This is a genomic window from Sporosarcina psychrophila (assembly GCF_001590685.1).
Classification (GTDB): domain Bacteria; phylum Bacillota; class Bacilli; order Bacillales_A; family Planococcaceae; genus Sporosarcina; species Sporosarcina psychrophila.
The window spans coordinates 3,101,804-3,122,396 of sequence record NZ_CP014616.1; the positions used below are offsets into that span (position 1 = coordinate 3,101,804).

Consider the following 20,593-nt stretch of genomic DNA (forward strand, 5'->3'; position numbering starts at 1 on the left):
ACGCATAAATTCAAAAAGCACCTACGCCAACAAGTACAGGTTCAATATCGAGGGGCGGTTTCCGGCTGGATGTTGAATAACGAGGCCATCAAAACATCCCATTCTCGTTTGGTGAGTCTTCCGGCACCGGTTGGCCAACATCCCACATTTCAACAATCTTGCCTTCATGAAAACTGAAAATATGGACAACCGCTGCCCCTAGGTCCTCCACCTTCTGTTTGATGTGGGAATAAACCATCACGTTTTCTCCCTCTTCAATCGTCTGCTTCACTTCGAGCGTTTTGTTTGGGCTGATACCGTCATTCTCTTCCATCGCTTGCTTAAGCGAATCCGCATCCCCCGGGAAATATGGATTATGATGGCGGAAATCTGGGCTTACGTATTTTTTATAGGCTTCGTCAATCTTTCCAGAGACGATAAGATGTAGAAAGTCCACTGCTTGGTCTTTATGTGGTTTCATGATTTTAACATCCTTTCCTGATATCACTTCTTGATCAGCATATTATTGGTATTCTATAAAATAGCCAAATATCCTTTTCCAATTGTTTTGAAGTACGCATGCAATCCACTTAATATGCGGTCAGTCGCTTTAGAAACATCATAAAAGTTTAAACATTCACGATAACTTCTTGCACAACGTACCTAAAATCATGTAAATGATGGGTGCGTTTCTTCCCATTTTCCTAGTTTAATTCCAGAACCATAAAGTTGCCCATAATCCATCGAAATGTACATATTTCACCTCGATCTATGTATTTATAGGTACCGCCCGCTTACCGTTGTTTACATATACTCATTATCGGTAATGATTAATGTGCAATGTTAGTTACTATTAAACGAAGGAGCATGGACAATGACCAATCAAAACCAAGACATAATTACCTATTTTCAAAAACTGGACCGCAGCTTTTTCATGGATGTGCACAAGGAATTCGCCTATATGGACGAAGCAATTCCGATTGGGCATGAACAAACCATTTCCCAGCCTTCCCTCGTACTAGAAATGACATTGGCCCTCGATTTGCAGCCTTATTCAAAAGTGCTGGAAATCGGAACGGGTTCCGGCTTCCAGACCGCCCTACTCGCCGCCTTCTCGAACCCCGTTTATTCAATTGAACGAATTGCTGCCTTGCATGAACGGGCAAAAGAAAGATTAGAAAAGGCCGGTTTCTCCAACATCCATTTCAAGCTGGATGACGGTAGCGCCGGTTGGGAAGAACACGCTCCTTACAACCGGATTATGGTGACCGCCGCTGCTACCCAGGTGCCACGCGAACTCATAGACCAACTAGCTATCGGAGGGAAAATGATCATCCCAGTAGGAACACCCCTCCTACAGGAACTCTTGCTCTTGGAAAAAGATGAAGATGGAGAAATCCATACCGCAGTGTTGGATGAAGTGAGGTTTGTCCCATTGAAAGGAAAGTATGAATAGGTGACAGCACCTATCCCGTATCGGTTAAAAAATAAAACGCAAAAGAAGTACCTATGCAAGACAAAAAGACAAACAATTCAAATGTTAAAGTAATAATAATAAAAGTAAAGAAAAATCGCATAGGTATTGAATTGAATTGAGTTGTATTTACTGAATCGATACCTAAAATTAATATCTATTAGTATTTCGTCGCTTCAGCAATTCTTTTTACCTTTTGGGCATGGCGGGCAATAAAATGGCTCATATACTTTTCCAAAAACAAATGATTAGCTGCTTTTCCTAAAATGCCAAAAGGGGATTTATATGAGAAAGTATCTATCATGCTCGTTTCTGTGACCCTTTCAATGAATTCATGTGTATGTGTAAAAGATTGAAAGGCTCCACGAACCATGGAATCGGTGAATCTGTATGGCTTCACCATTTCAATGACTTGAGACGTTAATTTCTGTTTCATCCCTAAATGGGTCGTCTCCCAAGTAACGAAATCGCCACGCTCCATCAATCCAAACGTAATTCCTTCAATAGCTATTTGTTTCGTCAGCAACATTTTCCCCGCATGAACTTCAACAGTTCTTGCAAGATCGAAACAAACTTGGATGGGAGCGTGGATTGAAATTTCATGTCTGATGATTGGCATGATGTCACCCTTTTCTAGTCTACCAATATTGTGACGGTTCCTATGCGCAGTGTATTTATAACAATTCAATAGGAAGCCCGTCGATGATAGCTAGTATCGGATTTCAGGTTACATTTTATGCAATTAACCAGGTGTGCCAGCGTCTATTACAAATTTTCAAAAACCCTAGCATCCATTTCTGAATACCATGGCCTTAATCATTCATATGTAGTTCTAAACATCCATCCCCCAGCCATTAAAAGAGGTACACTGTGTCAAAAAAGACGAACAATTCACACATTCGATTAATTATACTAAAATCAAACACTCCGCCGATGCTGATCCAGATTCACACTTTCTGTATTCCGACAATCAGGATAATTACTGCAACCGTAAAATTTTCCGTATCTACCTGTCTTCAAGGTCAACTGCCCATTACACTTCGGACAAGCAGTATATAATAGTGAGGCATCAGTCTTGGACATCTTTTTCGCACGGCTTGTATGTGAACGTGCCGTCTGCTTGGCATCTTTCGCTTTTCGAATCGATTGCATGTGCTCAGCCTTGAATAGTTTCCTGTCATTTTTATATAGAGCCAAAAGTTCCGCGAGCTTTTCATTGATCCCCTTCACGGTATCCTCACTAATGTGCTGCTCCTTGTACTGACTGATTGTTGTAATAAGATCAGGGAACTGTATGACATGTGCTGAGGTGAAACCCTTATTGAATTTAAAAGTAGAGTTAGATGAAAATGCGATGATGGAATAGACTTCCTGCATTTCCTCTCGTCCTATGTAGGTAAGCAAAGCTTGAACATGGCCATAATTTTGCCGGATTGGATTGTACATTTTTGTTTTCCGTTTATAGATAACTTGTGTCCAATAGGGTTTAAATTCATCACCAAAAATCCAACCGCTGTAATGTTTCGTTTCGATGACAAACACGCCATACACGGAGGTCACAATATGATCTACTTGCGTCAGTCCCCGCTCACCATTCGGAATATAAACATCATGGAAGACAGTGTATGCATCCCCTAATTTCCGAAGCTTGGTCTTTACAACCCACTCCCCATAATTCCCTTTAATAACCGGCATTTTCCACTGCAGGATAATCCACAAAATCACGAATAGGACGACAACCGGAAATGCAGTTGATGTAATAAGCATCTTGAGTGTAATCAAAATGCCCTCATAAAATCCCGTTATCATACTATTGTCTGCATTCATAATATCCCCCCAAGTTCATCACTCAGTTGTCGCACACACGTCAACGTGCCCACTTTTCCGACTATTACAACAATACCATATAATATGAAAATAGTTCCATAAAAACCTGTGTCAACCATAGGAATACCCAAGTCGAATCGCTTCGTCCAGTTTCCGGGTACGTTCTTCAAAAGTAATTTCAGCGTCAATGTCCTTTGGAATATGGGACGATACAGTCTTTAATTTGTCCATCACCCAGACGTCCCCCCTACTTTATTGTTAGGTGCACGAAACTTTCATGTTTATTACAACAATCAGAATTGTTTTATGGCGAAAAAATCTGAATTGCGTTTGAATTGTGTGGTTCACAGACAGCCATCATTAATACAGTAGGCGTTTTCCCCAATTGCCGAATTAAAAACTTTTTTCACAAAAATGTCCCCTTTCCCCCACTTTTCTTCTATATAAAGAATAAAGGGGATATTCTTTATGACAACTTACCTATCTGAATACGCATACTTCACAAACAAACACGATCTAGACGCGGCAACAAGACAACATGTACTTACGCACTGGAACGATATGAACCAAACAGAGCGGGCTGTTCTCGATATGATTCGTCGTTACTCCGTTAAATACGGCGCTGCCCACTTGAAACACGAAACCATCGAAAAGGCTATCAAGAAATCAAATGCAACTGTTCGACGCGCCATCCGTAAATTAGTAAAGCTCGAAATCATCGAACGCATTCACTATATCCGCCCCGTTATGAGCGGTCTAGGCGCTAACATTTATGTCATTAAACCTACTAATGACCAGTCGAAATTGAACACCCCAGAGAATGACGAAAAGCCTTCTAGCAGTAAGTTTGAACCCGCTAATCTACAAACCGAAGCTGTTCTTTCTAAAGCGATAAAGACTAAAGACCTTAAAAGAACGTCTCCTACGGAAATTGTGCCTACTACACTTTTCGGTAAAATGAAATCTCTTCTTTCTTCAACAATCGGAGAAAGTAAATTAGCACGTAATTTTTACGGCGTCTATCGGAAACAGTCCCTACAAATGCTGAAATTCAGTATTCACGAAGACAAAGGAGAACTGTTCGAGCAATTAGCCATGCATGCCCTTCGTATTGCGGTTCAAACAACCAAACAGAAAAAAGTCCGGAATCTGCCCGGTTATTATTCAGGTGTCTTACGCGAACTCATTGGTAAGGCTTTATTCAGAGAGGCTTTTATGGATTATGACGTGCCAGTTGAGGGATTTTTCTATCGCTGAAATGATTGTGCGGGTTATTGTATGGTGCCGAAACTTTCATGTTTATTTCAGCAAACATGAAGGTTTCATGGATAGAACGACTCAGAATTATGTTTGAATTGTGTGGTGCACAGGCAACCATCACTAAGTACAAGAAGCGATTGCTATTAATAGACTTTGTGATTATATTACAGTATGTTATACATGCAATGTCTTCAAGTATTTATGATAGTTTAATGCTATTGTGAAAAGAAAATTCTTAATTTCATAGGCAAAACTTTCAATTAAAAAGATGAGGAAGTACAGATTGTATGAAAAACCGTAAAATAAAACTAATTTTAGTATTATCTACTGTCTTGTTATTGTTGTTTACAAGTTTAAATGTCTTTACCTCTTACGTGAAGATGAAAAAGACGGTTGAAGAGTCAATCGGTAATCAAAGTCTTATAGCAGCAGAATCCATTGCGTCTGCGTTAGATAAAGAAACGTATTGGAAATTTTTGAATAACCCCGTGAAAAACGAATATTATTGGGAATTAACAAACTACTTAGTTGATGCAAGAGAAAAACTGGGAGCATTATTTGTATATACATTGGAAATCGATAATCCAAAAGTATCGAACGTAATGATAGGCGGATTACCCAAGGAGTTAGATGAGAGCTATAGTATTGGAGTGGTTTGTACAGTACCCGAAAAGCAGGTCAAAATAGCCTTTGAAGGAAATACCTATATTACAGATGTAATTGAGGATGCCGACCATGGCTCTTATCTTTCTGTTGGAGTACCGATAAAGGATGAAGCAGGAAAGGTCATGGGCTACTTAGGTATCGATATTAGTGTTGATACACTTAATGATATTAAGGGGAAAGTACTGAAAAACAATATCCTTCTCTTCGTCTTTAATGGTGCCTTTATTTTGGTCGCTATCGGATCCTTCTTATTATTGCAAAGATGGTATCAAAAAGAAGTGGCAAAGGAAGTCGGGTATACAGAAGATACATACCAAGCTGAACTTAAAACGTTAATCACTTCCATATCTTCATTAAGACATGATTTTACCAATCATATTCAAGTTTTACATGGACTACTTCAACTAGGGGAATCTAAGCAGGCTCAGCAATACATATCATCTTTGTCTAAAGAAGTTCTGGCGCTAGAAACTCTAAAACTAAATATAGATCATCCTGGTCTTTCAATCTTACTGCAAACAAAGAAACTGGCTGCACAAAATTATCATATTGATATGAATTTTACGGTTTCTCATGATGCATTCGATAAAATAAAAACAACAGATTTAATCATAATACTGTCGAATTTAATTGATAATGCAATTGATGCAACAGTTGCATTACCTGTAGCCGAACGTAAAATAACAATTAGCTGTCAAAAGGATGTTACGCAGTATCTATTTAAGATTACGAATACTGGACCTAAAATTAGTGACAATGAACATATTTTTAAACAAGGATATTCAACAAAAAATGCAGAACAAGGAAAGATAAGAGGGCAAGGTTTATTTATTGTGAAGGAAGTTGTGAATAGATATAATGGGGAAATCACAATTGATTCAATAAATGATTTAGAGACTATTGCCCTTGTGGGAATCCCTCTAAAGTAAATTTGAATGAAAGCGTAAACTCCCTACTACTTGTGGGGAGTTTTTTTATTCATTCCGCTATTCACGCTACTAATTTTTGTTTTGTGCATTCTTAATTCGAATGATTATTCAACTGTATGCACGTCTAGTAGACATAACGCTAGTGACATATAGTCATTGTATATTTAATGATAAATTTCGACAAAAATAACACTAGTGTCGCACGATGTCATTCTGAATATTAAGTTTTATTTTTCGTGCTTTCAAAAGAAAAAACGAAAACACCAGAATAACGGTAATGAATATCCATTTTTCTACTATATCCATTGACTAGCGTATCAGAGACAACTTTTTAATGTTAGGGCACGCTTTTTCCTTGGATTTTTCTGATCCAAGTATGTGCTGGCTTCCATAAAGCTGCTTTTAGATAACGACTGATTTGCAGATAGGTTCGTTTACTTTTGGTCTGTAGCTGCGCTAAAATATTTAAACAATACACGATCATGGCGAGATAGACTTGGTTATGTACGCTTTCCTGACTTTGTCCATAGAACTTTTTGATGTTCAAATGCTGCTTCATCCATTTGAAAAACAGTTCGATGGCCCAGCGAGATTTATACAGTTCCGCGATTTCAGCCGCTGGTAAATCAAATCGGTTTGTAAGCAGGTTCAGCTGATTGCCTTTGGAATCTAACACTTTAAGAAGGCGAAAAGCGTTTTCCGAACGATTCTGCGCAGTGCCGATGATTAATTTTCAGTACCCACTAGCGTTGCATAGCAGTAAAATAATGGTTTTATGTCACTAGCTATTGAAAAGAAGTTCAAATAATGCAAAAAAAGGGACTCCTACTGTAAAATAAAACTGACGATTAATCAGTTACCTACTCTACAGAAAGGAGCTTCCTTATGAAAAGTGTAGACGAAAACTTAGTCTTTCGTCAATATTTATCTCTATTGCCAGTTAACATTTTGGCTTGTCCATTGATGAATTATGATGCGAAAAAGCTAACTGACTTTTCCCTTGTGAAAATCTTGATTATGGCCAACTTATGTAAGTGGGAAAGTCTTCGCGAAATCGAAGAAGGCATTCGGTCAAAAAAATCGTTTCAAAGAGATTTGGGGCTTACGCCAATTGGTTACTCACAAATTAGTCGTCGACTCATCGATTTGAATACGGCTGATCTGGCCGACTTGCTCGGCCGCTTAGCTCGACACTATTGGCTATTACAAAGGCATGTAGAAGGGATAAATCCCCAAGTCGGGATTTTGCGTATTATTGATGGAACCTATATCAAGCTACCAGACAACGCATCAAATTGGACAGCCATTTCCAAAGTATCCAGTGGGATTAAACTGCATATTCGTGTAGTAGTCGCTTCTTCGAATAGTATATTTCCCGAAAAAATGATTCCATCCACGGGAAATATAGCGGACTCTGATGCCGTGAATCACATCATCGATGATGATGCTTTGTATGTAATGGATCGAGGGTATGCACATAAAACGAAGATGGGTGGCTGGCTGCAACGTAATATACAATTTCTCGTGCGTGTTCGGAAAACTTTTACGACAGAAACACTCAAATCATATACACCCACTCTACCAAATGTCGTGAAAAATGAATTGGTGTCAATTCGGACACGTGAAGAACCGTTACGCTACATTGAATTTGTTGATTCTGAGGGCACATCCTTCCATTTAATCACGAATCGTCTCGATTTAAGTGAAGCAGAAATTTTAGAGACATACAAGAACTGCTTGTACATCGAGCTCTTCTTCAAATGGATTAAGCAGCATTTAAAGGTTAGCCATTTGTTCAGCCATTCGCCCGCAGGTATTTGGAATCAGCTGTTTATCACGTTGATTACCTTTGCCCTTATTGAAATAATGCGACTCATTCATCAACCTAAAAAGTCAGTATGGGAGTTTTTAAGGGTATTTCGTCTCTATATGTTCAATCCAATCAGCCAACTTTTAACTACCTGTAAACGTCGGTTAAAGAAAAGCAAAGGAAGGCAAAGGTTGCCGGATTCCAAACCGATAGAAATCCGTTTTGGAGAAGATTTCGCGATTGTAAGCCCGATTACTAAAGAGCATTTTTTAAGAAAAAACTCTAATGTATAAAAAAAGAAAACAATTCGTCATTTACGGACGTGTTTCCTTTTTTTGTTTTATAGGTGGTATAATCTATCTTTTTTTACTATTTATGAATACTATGCAACGCTAGTGGGCAGCCAACATCAATTTCTGAACTCCGTCGGGGGCCTAAACTAATCTTTTATATCTCCATTCCACCAACCATCAACTCTGCCTGTTTCACCACTGTCTCCACCGCCAACTTCTGCAAGTCGGCTGGATAGCCGTACTTCTTCAGCAGTCTCCGAACCGTGATCATCGTCTTGGCTCTCGCGGAATCGCGCAAATTCCAATCGATGCTCATATTCTCTTTAATCGCTTTCGTCAGCTCGTGCGCAATCACATTCAAGATGTCATCGCCCAATGCTTGTTCAGCCGTATCATGTGAAGCCAAAGCATCATAGAAAGCCACTTCTTCTTTGATGAACCCCGATGCTTCGCCAGTGCGATTAACTCTTCATTGAATTGGAGGTTTCAATGGAGCATTTGTTGTATTTATTGATAGCATTGTTCAATATAACCGTAAATTTTTGCGCTTTTACTAGATTCTTTCGCTGTACTTTTTTCACTTTCCCTTGCAGTAAACGATTTCTACCATTAACTCCTGCACTTTTGACCCCCTCATAAAAAAGGAATATATAACCAATAACTCCGGCACACCTTACAAGAATCATTTCTTTAAGTTCAATGATAAAATTATCGTTTCAGTGATTTTTCAAAAACAACTATGATACACTCTCATTCAAAAAGATAAGCATATTTTCGTACTTCTGGCAACCTATTTACATTCGATAATTCTTTCCAATCTTCTAACTGCTTACGTAAATGTGAATCACCTTGTTTATAAATATAGCCAGCTAGGCCTGTTGCTTCTGATAGTATTTCAAATTCTTCGATTTTCATTTCACTATTTTGATAGTATCTGTTTATTAAATCATCCAATAATAGTAGCAATGAATCAATCATCTTTTTATATTCATCTACAGTAAAAAAATTAGGTACCCGCCAAATTATATACTTTAATGTTTTAGTTATCTCCAATAATGTAGATTCCTTTCTGAATAAAAATAGATTAACTATTGTTTTTTTAATTTGAGATAAATCAACCTTAATCTGATTTCCACTATCCAAAAGAGCTAAATCATAAATAGAAGATATACTTGCCCTTGAAAGCTTTTCGTTGTTATTGAGCATGGCATCATAGATTCTATCTACTTCTCGTTCTTTAATAATATTATTTTTTAATAATATTGGAATTAACATTAGTGCCATATCCAATTTATTTTCTAATAAGTTCTTATAAATCTCCGCAAATTTAGCCTTATCATAACTCGAGATACATTCTTGAGGAATACTAGCTAAAAAGCTATTCTTCAGAAAGACAATCATCCGTTCTAAATCATTATTTTTACCAAAGAATGAATAACGATTATCTTCAAGTAAAAAACTCTCTTGATCATCCCACCATATATAGAAAACTTTCAGCCACGCCTCATACGATTCATTCGTAATATACTTAATTTGAATTTCATCTTTTCCAAGTAGTGACGGAAATATATTATTAAGATTTGCTAACAGTCGATCTAGTCCAACTCCGCTTGATATCACTCCCGCCCTATAAGATTTCGGAATTTGTTGTACAATAACTTCATTGCAATACTCTTCTTGAATCTCTAAATCTCCAAATTTCATAATTAAATAAGAGTCCAAAATATATGAACATATATCTTCATTTTCATCTTCAATAATAGATTTCAAAATTCCTCTTAACTTCTTTTCATTTTTTCGATCTAGAGCGTTTCCATTCAGTAACAAGAGTAATCTTACCAAAGCAGCATCTCTAGCATTACTTTTTCCTTTTACAAGTAATTGAAATAGCCTATTTAATCTTACTTTACCAATACTTATCTTTACATTATCACTGTTTTGAAACTCGATAGGAAAATACATAGTTGGTTCAAAAAAATTATGGTCCTGCACAAAAACAGTCTCTAGTCCGCTATTCGTTTCTCCAATAATAGGTAAGTTTATTATCTTCTGCAGAAAGACCTTAATATCATTTGGATTTTTGTCAAATATTATCCTTGTGAATAACGGCTTAAAAGCTTTTTCGATTGAGTATCTATGAGTATTGTAAAATTCTACATCAATAAATAATTTTCCCGCTAATAAATCAACCCTTTTCTTTTCCTCTTCAGTGAGAGCAAAATAGAGTCGCGATACTATTTCAATTAGTAAAACTAGATTAGTATTCGTATTTTCTCTTTGTTCAATGCCATTCATAATAATCAGAAAGTATAAACTCAAACTTTCAGTTTCCGATTGATAAACTACTTCTCTTGAAAAGAACTCATTTATTACTTTCAAGTCTCCAACTTGCAAGTATTTAATCCAAGAATAAAAAGGATATAGATACTGAGAGTTTTTTATCGCTACTTTTATTGCTTCTTTATCAGATGACTTCACATTTCTAAGGGCTAATCCCCACTCTTCTGCGATAATCAACAAAGAGTATGAGTCAATTAACTCCATTTCGATTGTACTTCTATAATTTTCTGTAATTGTTATCCTATTTGGATCAAACCCTTTTTTTCGAAAACTTCCCGATTTCATTTCATAAATTCTCATCCTGCTGAATAAGGAATCGATCTCCTTTAATGGATTACAATGCTTTGATTCTAAATATTCGAGTCTGTTTTTAATATTTTTGAAAGAATACTTATTAGTTAATCTGACAAGAATCGATAATATTATTCCCTCCAAGGACAATAATCGTAGATCTTTTCTATTGACAGTTATTAATTTCCTAACATTATTCAAACAATCTTCTAATAATAAAACGGCTTGATTACTTTCATCGATTTCAACCAAAAGATTCGCTTTTTTAACGCTCCATTCCAAATCATTGTTTGTTATTTCCCAACTTTTCAATATTTCATTAACCTTTTCAAAATCGAATTTATTAATAAACCATAATGCTTTTTCGTAGATATTTTGGTGATTAGTATTATTATCAAGAACATTCCCATTCATTATTTCTGTATAATAGCCAATGTCTTCACTATTAAAATCTAGTCTAGCTTCTTTAATTAATCTTAAAACAATTAAGCCCAGTTCCTTAAACTTTAAATTTCTGATTTCTTGTTGAAAATATTCCTCAATAATTCCTTTCATAACTTTATGAAACGTTATATCGATTGGTATACCAAATATCTCCTGAATCCAAATCAACTCGTTTATCATAGCAACTTTTTCCACGAAACTTGTTTCATTATTCAGTATTCCCATTACATTATTCACATTTAATTGAACCACTTCGATATTTTTTCTTTTAATAATATCAGGTAGTATGCACCATCCCGGATAATCCTTCCGATTCTTTTCATATAACCTTAATGCCTGTTCGATATCTTCAAAACTTTTTAAATATGATTCATGCGGCCAATTCATTTGTTCCTTATTGTTTTCAAATGAAAAAAACTCGAAAATATCGCTAAACATCTGTGCATAAACATTTTCACTATTAGAACCTTGATACACTTCTTTAAAATCAATAAGTGTTATGCCTCTACCAATTAAACTTTCTACATTTTTCGATTCATCAAAAGTTAACATATATATTTTCGGCATATGTTCTCCTAGATTTTCATGTACCCATTTTGTCCATTTCTCAAAGTTCGGGTCATCACCGGAGAATCCAATTAATACCAAGGTAGTTTCCATAATAGATTGCTGAACCATATTTACAAACGCTGCCGATTTTTCTTCGTATGAATCATAATCTTTTTTGGTAAATATGAAAGGTCGATTAGAAGGAAAACTCCCATGTAGCTTAACAATTCTAGGGGCTACAGAACTAGGTATATCATTTTGATCGTAAATTACTTGATAGCTTCTTTCAACTACATTAGGTAATGTTCTTTCTAATAGTGTGTCATAATTTGTTGTGTATACGTCTGCCCAAGGGAGCTTTAATAATTCTTGATGTAATTCTCCTGGATTGTAATTTTGATCTGGTATAGCTTCTTTTAAAAGTTCGTCTAAATTAGCCCTGCCAAATTCATCGGCATATAATTGTCCTAATGCTAAAACATCTTCACAAGCTGAAACATCCTCTTCCCTGAGATTTCCTGCTAATTTATTCTTTAAATCAGACCAAGTAGACATACTTGCAAAATAATCTTCAAGCTTCTCTGCGTTTAAACTAAAGCCTGCTCCTACCATTACAGATACTCTACTTTTCCCATCCTCTGACCATAATCTGTCACGAATAATCTTTAATTGATGATACTTTCTTAGCTTCTCCTTGAATAATTTTTCTAACTTCGTCACAGGCACCCTCCTAATTAATATCAATCTCTGCTACTTTTTTATCTACCGTCGCTAGCACTTTTCCACACTAGCAATTTTTCTTTACTTGCAACCAATATCTTCTTAGATTGTACTGCTTTCTTTTTAGTTTCGGCTTACCAAGAAGATTGATGTCTGGCTAGCTCTCCCTTTTCCTGATAATATATTTTCTAGAAGTTTCAATCATAGTAATTATACTGACACTCCCTATTTTTTTCTGTTTAATTGAATACATAAACCTTGTGTAGTTTATTGAACATAATTTTAGAACATGCATTCCTATTCTATCATGAGTAATCTGATTATGGAAATAAATCAAAACCATACACCTCATTAAATCAAAAAAAAACCAGACCCATAGGACTTGGCTACACCTCGTTCAACTCTCGGTATTCCCATCCATTAACTCCGCCTGCTTCACCACCGTATCCACCGCCAACTTCAGTAAATCAGGTGGATAGCCGTACTTCTTCAGCAGTCTACGAACCCTGATCCTCATCTTGGCTCATGAGCAATCACTTTCAAGATGTCGTCACCTAATACTTGTTCTGCCGTATCATGTGAGGCAATTCATCATAGAAGGGCACTTCTTCTTTGATTAACCTCGATGCTTCGCCTACTTTAAAGGAATCATTCATTCCCTTTGCCAGTGCGATTAGCTCTTCAATGACTTTGGAGGTCTCAATGGCACGTTTGTTTTATTTATTGATCGCGTTGTTCAACATATCCGTGAACTTTTGAGCTTTCACTAAGTTCGTTCTTTGCACGTTCTTCACTTTGCCTTGCAGCAAATGATTCAATAGCTCGACCGCCAAGTTTTTCTGTGGCAATGCCCGTACTTCTTCTATAAACTCAACAGATAAAATCGAAATGTCAGGATTTTCTATGCCGAGTGATGTATAAATATCAATCACTTCGTCAGAATTGACAGATTTTTAAATGAGTTGGTTTACCAGTGCGTCAATTTGCGAAGAATTCTTTTTCGCTCCTTCTATGCGTATCAGTTTCACAATGCCCGCTTTCACTGCTTTGAAAAATCCGATTTCAGCATTTAGTTCTTGCGCTTCTGGCTCGGTTGCACATAACACGAATGCTTTTGCTAATTCGGTGACGCCTTGCATAAATCGTCTCTTTTCTTCCTCGCCAATTCCGATGACAAAATCCATTGTCTGCGTGATAGCTTTCTTGCGCGACAATGGTTCAGCGAAAGGGTTGATTTCGTAAGAGGATGGCTTGTTTACTGTTCATTTGGATGTGTTGGATGAGCGATTTGTGAGTATCGGTTGCATGGGTATTTTGAGAAGATGGCCGGTAATTAAGTGACAAGCAATGATGAATAGATCAGTCAAATAAACAATCAGCCATTCATATACATGGCTGACTGTTTTCAATATTCGCCAAAATAAAATGAGGTACCTGTGTCAGAAACAAAGACGAACAATTTACACACCTAAGAAATTATACAAAAAATAAAGAAGAGTCTCATAGGTATCGATTTACTTTGTATTATTATAGAATTGTTTTGTATTTACTGAATAGGTACCTAAAATTTACTGGTATACGTCCACCTGTAAATAACGAAACGCCCGATTCAAATTGGATCAAGGAAAAGGAACTTGTTTCCCTATATATTTGAGTGAAGAACACCGATATGGAAGCACCGACAGGCTATGATCAGTTTGATTACCCCCTGGAACAGTCCGTCAATTCGAAGGCTATCGTTGATCTTGAAGAATCCAATGCTTTATACGTAGACACGAATCCCATTATGATAGGATATAGTAAAGATGAATTGTAACATTATAAGGATTTTTGGACCTCTTACATTTATAAAGGTGGGGAATGTTAGTGAAGGAAATATTATATATTGAAGATGATATAGAAATTGGTAGCATTGTTAAAGAGGACTTGGAGCAGCGTGGTTATTTGGTACGCTGGCTTACTTCCGGGGATGGGATGGAAGAAGCGTTTGGTAATACGGACTTAGTCATTTTAGACGTGATGCTTCCTGGGCTAGATGGGTTTACGGTAGGACTGCGATTGAAAAGCAATCATCCCGAGATTCCAATTCTGATGTTGTCCGCTCGGACCGCTGTGGATGATAAGTTACAAGGGCTACAGTTCGCAGATGACTATGTGACTAAACCGTTTCATCCTGAAGAGCTTGCTGCAAGAATTGAAGTGTTACTAAGAAGGAATCGACAGGCGTTACCTGAAGAGATTCAGATTGGTCATTTAACGGTTAACATAATGGAAAACCGAATTTTAAAAGATAACGGTGAAGAAGTTTTGTTGACGGCCAAACAGCGTCAAATTTTCATGTATTTATTGGAACATCCAAATCAAATTTTGACAAAAGAACAGCTTTACGAGGCTGTATGGGGAGAATTTTATCTTGAAGGGGATAAGACCTTGATGGTCCATATCCGCTACTTGAGAGAAAAGATTGAGAAAGAGCCAAGTTCGCCTAAAATTATCGAAACAATTCGCGGCCTCGGCTATAGGCTGAAACAATGAAGAAGCTGCGAAAGTCGTTATTGGCGCAGTATTTGTTAATCATTTTGGTTGCGATGATGATACTCCCTTTTTCCATGCCTGTTTTATCGATTATTTTTTATAATAGTATCGAACAAGCTGAATCCTCAGTACGCTACTATAATGGAACGGATTTAGAAGGAATGTGGAATGAAACAGCCAAAGGATTATCAGGTGCTTCTGAACAGCAAATCCATCAAAAATTATCAAGCTTGAAACATGTTTATCAAGAAGCATCTATGTATTGGGTTGATGATAGAGGGCAGACAAAAGATAAGTTTCCTGAATCGATTTCAGTACCCGACACATGGACAGCATCGGATTCCATTCATTTCATGAAAAATAATCGTGGATATACAGTCGATCCATTTACCGTTGTCGCCTTTATTGGGCATGAACAACAAGAAGGCTTTATGGTGTTACAAATCCCGCGTCCGGATATGGTGAGTCCGAATGACAAATTAAGAGCAAAATATAATTATTTATTCCCAGTGGCTCTTTTGTTCATATTTGCTCTTTTTATATTAATTTCTACGCTCTTTTTTTATCGGATTCGAAAAAGACTACTTCATTTGCAAGAAGTTATGGCAACGCCTGAATCGAATGGTATTCCACCGACTATTGAAGTGTCCAAGCAAGACGAAATCGGCCGCCTTGAACACTCCTTCAATCGGATGGTTCAAGAACTAGAAATGAGTAGAATACGTGAGATGAAGGAAGAAGAACTTAGAAAAGAACTCATTGCGAATCTATCGCATGATTTACGTACCCCCCTTACAACAATACGTGGGCACGCTTATCGTTTAAAGAAAGAACCTCTCAGTACAAAGGGACAGGAGTCTCTAGACTTCATTGATGAAAAAGTAGGTTATATGGGCGAGCTTATTGAAAATCTACTCTCGTACACGTTGTTGACAACGGGAAAGTATCCGTACTATCCAGAAAATGTAGATATGGTTCGACTCGTTCGAAATTCATTTGCGGCCTGGTATCCTACCTTTGAAAATCTTCAGTTTGATATTGAGTTAACGATTCCGGATAAACGGTTGATGTGGGATGTCGATCCTCAGTGGGTCCACCGTGTTTTGGATAACCTGTTTCAAAATATTTACCGTCACGCGAAAAGCGGACAGTTTGTAGCAGTTCGAATTGAAAATGAAACAATTGTGATTGAAGATCATGGGCCAGGAATGGGAGAGAGGTCGAGTCATAAAGGTGTTGGCATAGGACTCTCTATCGTTTCACTTATGCTGAAGGACATGCAGTTGGACTGGAATATTGAAACAAGCGAACACGGTACAATTATGACTATTCAACAGATTTAAAATGAAATAAAGCTTGTATCCATTTCCTTATTGTTAGGAAAGGTTACAAGCTTTCTAAATTTTTTTATGCTTTAATGGCTATGTAAATGTCCACCTGTGCATTTTGTGGGTTCTGGCATCTTTCATCATATACCTCAAAATCACCCGTATACGTCCGCTCCACTTCCTCTTGTTCAAACCAGTTCCAAATATCTTGCCATAGTTTAATTACGATTTCTGAAATCGGTCCTTCTTCAGACGTAAATACCAGATATGTTGCAGCTGGTATTGTTTTAACAACGTAATCTTCTTGAATCTCGCTATGGTCACTTACTTCTAATCCAGCAGTTATACTATATTCTCCATTCACACCATCTATATAGTCTGAATACAGGCCATAAGTTACAAATGTATTGATAGGATTGGGAATCTCATTAAATAATTTTTGTCCATAATACCGTTCCCATAATCCCGCAATTTTCGCACCTGCTGTCATTTCATTAGCGTTTGTCGTCTTTACTGAAATACCTATAATAGTAAACCGGTCTTTCTTTTTTATTACTGGATTCATCATCTTTTTCTCCCCGCCTTTTTAGGTTTGTTTCAACTATATCAACCTAAACTTGACAGCAGTATGTCATATTGGTTTAATTGTTTTTTCGTATACATCAATGATGTGTCTTACCTTTTGTTGAATCTTTTCTCTTATATGAGCAGGCTCAAGCACCTCCACTTTATCAGCAAAACTTAAGATAAACCCGTATAACCATTCATCTTCTGGTATTTCTATCTTCACAATGGATTGATTGGCCTCTATCGAATCCAAACCAAATAGCTCTTCAATTTTTAAGCGATAGTCTGGATGAAATGCCATTCTTAACGTGACCACCTTGCTCGGTGCATACCATGCCTTATCCCAGGGAAGTTCATCATTATTCACTTCTTTACGAATAAAAGATGTATTACACATCTCAAGATCCTTTATCCTCGCTAACTTAAATAGTCGGAACGTGTTCCTGAGAAGGCAATATCCATACACATACCAAATCCTCCCTTTTTGGATGAGCGTATGTGGCTCTATGGAGCGGAATGTGACGTTCCCCTCACTACTTGAATAAGAAAAACGGACACAAATTGTTGTCGTAATCGCGTTTTTTAGCAATGTTACCTTTTCTTTCAAACGAGCGTTTTGCCCCCACGGACTGTCATCTACGAATAGATAGTCGAAAGCTTGCTGTCCCTTCTTTTCCGCAAGTCCTTCTAATTTTTCTAATACCGCTTTAGCGGAAAGGTCTTCATGGGAAGTAAGTATGCTTTTTAAAGCAATCGAGATGGATGTGATCTCTTCCTCCGTAAGAATTTGCTTATCTATTCTGTAGCCTTCAAGCAGACCAATTCCACCATTTGCACCTTGATAACTAATAACGGGAATTCCTGCATTGCTGAGTGTATCAATATCCCTATAAATAGTACGAACAGACACATTAAAGAACTCAGCAAATTCTTGCGCTTTTACTTTTTTACGATTAATCAACATCATGGTCATTGTTAGTAACCTATCTATCTTCATTGGTTACCTCCATTTAAAAGTATTTGTATAATCATAAATTAGCTTATCAAAATATTCTTCTTCATTTTAAACGAAATTTAAACTTGATCCCCCCCTCACTTTAACCTTCACACGGTAAGCTGTAAATGAGGTGAGAGAAATGAATGATTTTATTATTGAAACGAAGAAGCTGACGAAAAAGTTTGGCTCGACAAGAGTTGTTAATGATGTAGATTTGAAAGTGAAAAAGGGTGAGATTTATGGTTTTTTAGGGCCGAATGGTGCCGGAAAAACGACGACCATTCGAATGCTTCTCGGGCTTGCTCGACCGACAAAAGGCTCAATCCATATTTTCGGCAAGGATGTTAAAAAAGAAAAACTCTCCATCTTAAAAAAGGTTGGATCACTGGTCGAATATCCTTCTTATTATGGGCATTTATCCGCCCGTGAAAATTTAGAAACGGTGCGCCTGTTATTGGACGTGCCAAAATCTAGAATTGATGAAGTCCTTTCAATCGTCCGTCTGACAAAGGATGCGAAACGACCTGTAAAAGGGTTCTCTTTAGGCATGAAGCAACGGCTTGGCATTGCGACTGCTTTACTTGGGAATCCTGAACTGCTCATTTTGGACGAGCCAACGAACGGACTGGATCCATCGGGAATTATTGAGATTCGTGAACTTATTAAAAGTATGCCAAAGGATCACGGGATTACGATTGTCCTATCGAGCCACTTACTTTCAGAAATCGACCAAATGGCGACACAAGTAGGCATTATTTCAAAAGGCCAAATGATTTTTCAAGATTCCATTTCGAAACTAAGAGAGCAGTCTACGAGCAAGATTAAGTTAACAGTAAATGACGCGGAATCCGCTTGGAAGACATTATTGACACATGGGTATACTACGGATCTCGTTCACAATCAGCTTTCAATTGAAAATGGTTCAGATGAAAAAGTCGCTAAAATTGTGAAATCCCTCGTTCAAAACGATTATTCAATTTACAGAGTAGAAGAAGAGAAAAAATCATTGGAAGAAATCTTTTTAGAATTAACCGGACAGGAGGGCAGTTTGTGATGACGCGGATAATGGCCTCTGAGTTTCTTAAAATCAAGCGAAAAATGATCCTATTTCTCGTACTTCTTGGACCAATGGGGGTCATTGGCCTGGAAGCCGTCAATTTTGGAATACGGTATGATTGGCTCACAGAAGTTTACAAGGATGATTTATGGGTGGGGCTAATTGGTGAGGTTTCTATGTTATCTATCATCACGATTCTCATCGGCTTAACGATATTGACATCAATGATTGCCAATATTGAGCATCAGACAAATGCTTGGAAGCAACTCTTGGCATTGCCCATTTCAAAAACTCAAGTATTTACAGGTAAAGTGCTTCTGTCCATTTTCCTCCTCTTGATTTCTTGTTTCTTCTTAGCGGTTGGTACGATTGTACTTGGCATTGCATTAAAATTCGGCACGGATATACCTTATCTCTATTTACTCAAAATGTGTTTCTTCCCATGTCTTGCTGCTTTACCTTTTATCATCTTGCAAATTTGGTTGGCGATTACATTGAAAAATCAAGCCATTCCATTAACATTTGGAATTCTCGGTGCAATCATCTCTATGTATTCAATGAACTTTGCCGACTGGGTTCCATGGAAATGGCCGTTGTTAATGAATGAATGGGAAAAACCAATGTACTCGGTTTTTGCTGGCCTTGGAACAGGGATTCTACTTTATTTCATAAGTCTCCTAGATTTTAATCGAAAGGACGTGAAATAAATGGGGAAATTATTTCAATCTGAGTTTCTAAAGTTACGAAAATCCTCGATATGGATGCTCATTTTCGTGAGTCCGATTTTATCGTTGTTGCTTGGGCTGAGTGAATTAAGTGAAATTCCAGATTTCAAACAACACCAATGGACCGCAACGCTTGGTATGATGACAATTAGTCACGCCATTCTTTTTTTACCGTTATTAACTGGGATCTTTTCAAGTTTTGTTTGTCGATATGAGCATGTTGGAGGTGGGTGGAAGCAACTTCTTTCACTTCCGGTTTCTAGAAAAAATGTGTATCTCGTGAAAATCCTTATTGTTAGCCTTCTAATTGCGGCCACACAAATCTTATTTATTATGGGTCTTTTCCTCATAGGATGGATAAAAGGATTCCCGGCTGACATTCCTTGGGGCACCATTTCCACAAGTGTCATCGGAGGATGGATTGCCTGCTTACCGTTAATCGCTTTACAAATGTTTGTATCTGTTGCATGGTCGAGCTTCGCCGCACCACTTGCAGTCAATGTGATTTTTACGATACCGAATATGTTGATTGTCAACTCAGAAAGGTTCGCTCCATACTATCCATGGGCACAACCATTTGAGATGATGATGTCCAATTCAGTTGAAAGTTTTGGTGCATTAAATGTTTCTCCTATCACATTATTCACCGTAATTTTGGGGAGTTTTGTGCTTTTTTTAGGAACTGGCTTTGTTTACTTTTTGAGAAAGGAAGTATGAAAGTTAGCGTCTGGCGTCCACATGGATGTTTTGACTGAAAAAGCGTATCCGATTTTTTTTGCAGATACGCTTTTTTAGTTTATTG

Annotated in this window: 17 protein-coding genes and 3 pseudogenes; 10 read left to right on the forward strand and 10 right to left on the reverse strand. The window is 37.3% G+C overall.

Annotation, left to right across the window (positions count from 1 at the left end):
- Nucleotides 1-88: 88 nt before the first annotated feature.
- Nucleotides 89-460 (reverse strand): nuclear transport factor 2 family protein, encoded by a 372-nt coding sequence (locus AZE41_RS14840; protein WP_067210937.1) that lies wholly within the window; start codon nt 458-460, stop codon nt 89-91.
- 393 nt (nt 461-853) lie between these two features.
- Between AZE41_RS14840 and AZE41_RS14845 the strand changes: the two genes are divergently transcribed.
- Complete coding sequence (locus tag AZE41_RS14845) at nt 854-1,435, forward strand: protein-L-isoaspartate(D-aspartate) O-methyltransferase (protein WP_082786623.1); 582 nt, start codon at nt 854-856, stop codon at nt 1,433-1,435.
- A gap of 178 nt (nt 1,436-1,613) precedes the next feature.
- Here the strand turns inward: AZE41_RS14845 and AZE41_RS14850 are convergent, their stop codons facing one another.
- The 3 genes from AZE41_RS14850 to AZE41_RS23480 all read right to left on the reverse strand — a co-directional run bounded on the left by AZE41_RS14850 (nt 1,614) and on the right by AZE41_RS23480 (nt 3,514).
- Nucleotides 1,614-2,072 (reverse strand): SRPBCC family protein, encoded by a 459-nt coding sequence (locus AZE41_RS14850; protein WP_067210939.1) that lies wholly within the window; start codon nt 2,070-2,072, stop codon nt 1,614-1,616.
- A 299-nt stretch (nt 2,073-2,371) separates the two neighbouring features.
- A complete protein-coding gene (locus AZE41_RS14855; RefSeq protein ID WP_067210940.1) occupies nt 2,372-3,280 on the reverse strand; it encodes an NERD domain-containing protein in 909 nt (302 codons plus the stop codon).
- Nucleotides 3,281-3,391: 111 nt separating this feature from the next.
- Nucleotides 3,392-3,514, reverse strand: a complete 123-nt coding sequence (locus AZE41_RS23480; RefSeq protein WP_257722484.1) for a hypothetical protein — start codon at nt 3,512-3,514, stop codon at nt 3,392-3,394.
- 234 nt (nt 3,515-3,748) lie between these two features.
- Between AZE41_RS23480 and AZE41_RS14860 the strand changes: the two genes are divergently transcribed.
- Both AZE41_RS14860 and AZE41_RS14865 read left to right on the forward strand, forming a co-directional pair.
- Nucleotides 3,749-4,537 (forward strand): helix-turn-helix domain-containing protein, encoded by a 789-nt coding sequence (locus AZE41_RS14860; protein ID WP_067210942.1) that lies wholly within the window; start codon nt 3,749-3,751, stop codon nt 4,535-4,537.
- 290 nt (nt 4,538-4,827) lie between these two features.
- Nucleotides 4,828-6,135 carry a Spo0B domain-containing protein gene (locus tag AZE41_RS14865; RefSeq protein ID WP_067210943.1) on the forward strand — a complete coding sequence of 436 codons (1,308 nt, stop codon included), beginning with the start codon at nt 4,828-4,830 and terminating at the stop codon, nt 6,133-6,135.
- Nucleotides 6,136-6,472: 337 nt separating this feature from the next.
- On the opposite strand, the pseudogene AZE41_RS14870 reads toward AZE41_RS14865, so the two are convergent.
- Nucleotides 6,473-6,865, reverse strand: a pseudogene (locus AZE41_RS14870) (transposase); the annotation flags it as partial.
- A gap of 155 nt (nt 6,866-7,020) precedes the next feature.
- Between AZE41_RS14870 and AZE41_RS14875 the strand changes: the two are divergent.
- On the forward strand, nt 7,021-8,238 hold the full coding sequence (locus AZE41_RS14875; RefSeq protein ID WP_067210945.1) for an IS4 family transposase: 1,218 nt from the start codon (nt 7,021-7,023) through the stop codon (nt 8,236-8,238).
- A 154-nt stretch (nt 8,239-8,392) separates the two neighbouring features.
- On the opposite strand, the pseudogene AZE41_RS23715 reads toward AZE41_RS14875, so the two are convergent.
- The 3 genes and pseudogenes from AZE41_RS23715 to AZE41_RS23720 all read right to left on the reverse strand — a co-directional run.
- Nucleotides 8,393-8,864: pseudogene (locus tag AZE41_RS23715) on the reverse strand (type I restriction enzyme endonuclease domain-containing protein); the annotation flags it as partial.
- A gap of 124 nt (nt 8,865-8,988) precedes the next feature.
- Nucleotides 8,989-12,582, reverse strand: a complete 3,594-nt coding sequence (locus AZE41_RS14885) for an SIR2 family NAD-dependent protein deacylase (protein ID WP_067210950.1) — start codon at nt 12,580-12,582, stop codon at nt 8,989-8,991.
- Between the two features lie 397 nt (nt 12,583-12,979).
- Nucleotides 12,980-13,790, reverse strand: a pseudogene (locus AZE41_RS23720) (DUF3387 domain-containing protein); the annotation flags it as partial.
- A 461-nt stretch (nt 13,791-14,251) separates the two neighbouring features.
- Between AZE41_RS23720 and AZE41_RS22835 the strand changes: the two are divergent.
- From AZE41_RS22835 to AZE41_RS14900, 3 genes are read left to right on the forward strand one after another with little or no spacing between them, the layout of a single operon-like run.
- Nucleotides 14,252-14,398, forward strand: coding sequence for a hypothetical protein (locus tag AZE41_RS22835; RefSeq protein ID WP_197485328.1), 147 nt, complete (start codon nt 14,252-14,254; stop codon nt 14,396-14,398).
- A gap of 44 nt (nt 14,399-14,442) precedes the next feature.
- On the forward strand, nt 14,443-15,117 hold the full coding sequence (locus tag AZE41_RS14895) for a response regulator transcription factor (RefSeq protein WP_067210956.1): 675 nt from the start codon (nt 14,443-14,445) through the stop codon (nt 15,115-15,117).
- Nucleotides 15,114-16,460, forward strand: coding sequence for a HAMP domain-containing sensor histidine kinase (locus tag AZE41_RS14900; protein ID WP_067210958.1), 1,347 nt, complete (start codon nt 15,114-15,116; stop codon nt 16,458-16,460). Before AZE41_RS14895 ends, AZE41_RS14900 begins: the two co-directional genes overlap by 4 nt.
- Nucleotides 16,461-16,524: 64 nt before the next feature.
- Here the strand turns inward: AZE41_RS14900 and AZE41_RS14905 are convergent, their stop codons facing one another.
- Nucleotides 16,525-17,013, reverse strand: coding sequence for a GyrI-like domain-containing protein (locus AZE41_RS14905; protein WP_067210960.1), 489 nt, complete (start codon nt 17,011-17,013; stop codon nt 16,525-16,527).
- Nucleotides 17,014-17,076: 63 nt separating this feature from the next.
- Nucleotides 17,077-18,009 (reverse strand): helix-turn-helix transcriptional regulator, encoded by a 933-nt coding sequence (locus tag AZE41_RS14910; protein ID WP_067210963.1) that lies wholly within the window; start codon nt 18,007-18,009, stop codon nt 17,077-17,079.
- 139 nt (nt 18,010-18,148) lie between these two features.
- On the opposite strand from AZE41_RS14910, the gene AZE41_RS14915 reads away from it, so the two are divergent.
- The 3 genes from AZE41_RS14915 to AZE41_RS14925 are packed head-to-tail and all read left to right on the forward strand — an operon-like array spanning nt 18,149 to nt 20,508.
- Nucleotides 18,149-19,063, forward strand: coding sequence for an ABC transporter ATP-binding protein (locus AZE41_RS14915; RefSeq protein ID WP_067210965.1), 915 nt, complete (start codon nt 18,149-18,151; stop codon nt 19,061-19,063).
- Complete coding sequence (locus AZE41_RS14920) at nt 19,063-19,773, forward strand: ABC transporter permease (protein ID WP_067210967.1); 711 nt, start codon at nt 19,063-19,065, stop codon at nt 19,771-19,773. Before AZE41_RS14915 ends, AZE41_RS14920 begins: the two co-directional genes overlap by 1 nt.
- Complete coding sequence (locus tag AZE41_RS14925) at nt 19,774-20,508, forward strand: ABC transporter permease (RefSeq protein ID WP_067210970.1); 735 nt, start codon at nt 19,774-19,776, stop codon at nt 20,506-20,508.
- The last annotated feature ends 85 nt before the right edge of the window (nt 20,509-20,593 follow it).

Bases quoted from the DNA above. Each gene is read 5' to 3' on its own strand.
- AZE41_RS14915 (WP_067210965.1), top strand. From the start codon at position 18,149: ATGAATGATTTTATTATTGAAACGAAGAAGCTGACGAAAAAGTTTGGC.
- AZE41_RS14875 (WP_067210945.1), top strand. From the start codon at position 7,021: ATGAAAAGTGTAGACGAAAACTTAGTCTTTCGTCAATATTTATCTCTA.
- AZE41_RS14895 (WP_067210956.1), top strand. From the start codon at position 14,443: ATGTTAGTGAAGGAAATATTATATATTGAAGATGATATAGAAATTGGT.
- AZE41_RS14845 (WP_082786623.1), top strand. From the start codon at position 854: ATGACCAATCAAAACCAAGACATAATTACCTATTTTCAAAAACTGGAC.
- AZE41_RS14840 (WP_067210937.1), bottom strand. From the start codon at position 460: ATGAAACCACATAAAGACCAAGCAGTGGACTTTCTACATCTTATCGTC.
- AZE41_RS14925 (WP_067210970.1), top strand. From the start codon at position 19,774: ATGGGGAAATTATTTCAATCTGAGTTTCTAAAGTTACGAAAATCCTCG.
- AZE41_RS14905 (WP_067210960.1), bottom strand. From the start codon at position 17,013: ATGATGAATCCAGTAATAAAAAAGAAAGACCGGTTTACTATTATAGGT.
- AZE41_RS14900 (WP_067210958.1), top strand. From the start codon at position 15,114: ATGAAGAAGCTGCGAAAGTCGTTATTGGCGCAGTATTTGTTAATCATT.
- AZE41_RS14910 (WP_067210963.1), bottom strand. From the start codon at position 18,009: ATGAAGATAGATAGGTTACTAACAATGACCATGATGTTGATTAATCGT.
- AZE41_RS14855 (WP_067210940.1), bottom strand. From the start codon at position 3,280: ATGAATGCAGACAATAGTATGATAACGGGATTTTATGAGGGCATTTTG.
- AZE41_RS14865 (WP_067210943.1), top strand. From the start codon at position 4,828: ATGAAAAACCGTAAAATAAAACTAATTTTAGTATTATCTACTGTCTTG.
- AZE41_RS14860 (WP_067210942.1), top strand. From the start codon at position 3,749: ATGACAACTTACCTATCTGAATACGCATACTTCACAAACAAACACGAT.
- AZE41_RS22835 (WP_197485328.1), top strand. From the start codon at position 14,252: ATGGAAGCACCGACAGGCTATGATCAGTTTGATTACCCCCTGGAACAG.
- AZE41_RS14850 (WP_067210939.1), bottom strand. From the start codon at position 2,072: ATGCCAATCATCAGACATGAAATTTCAATCCACGCTCCCATCCAAGTT.
- AZE41_RS14920 (WP_067210967.1), top strand. From the start codon at position 19,063: ATGACGCGGATAATGGCCTCTGAGTTTCTTAAAATCAAGCGAAAAATG.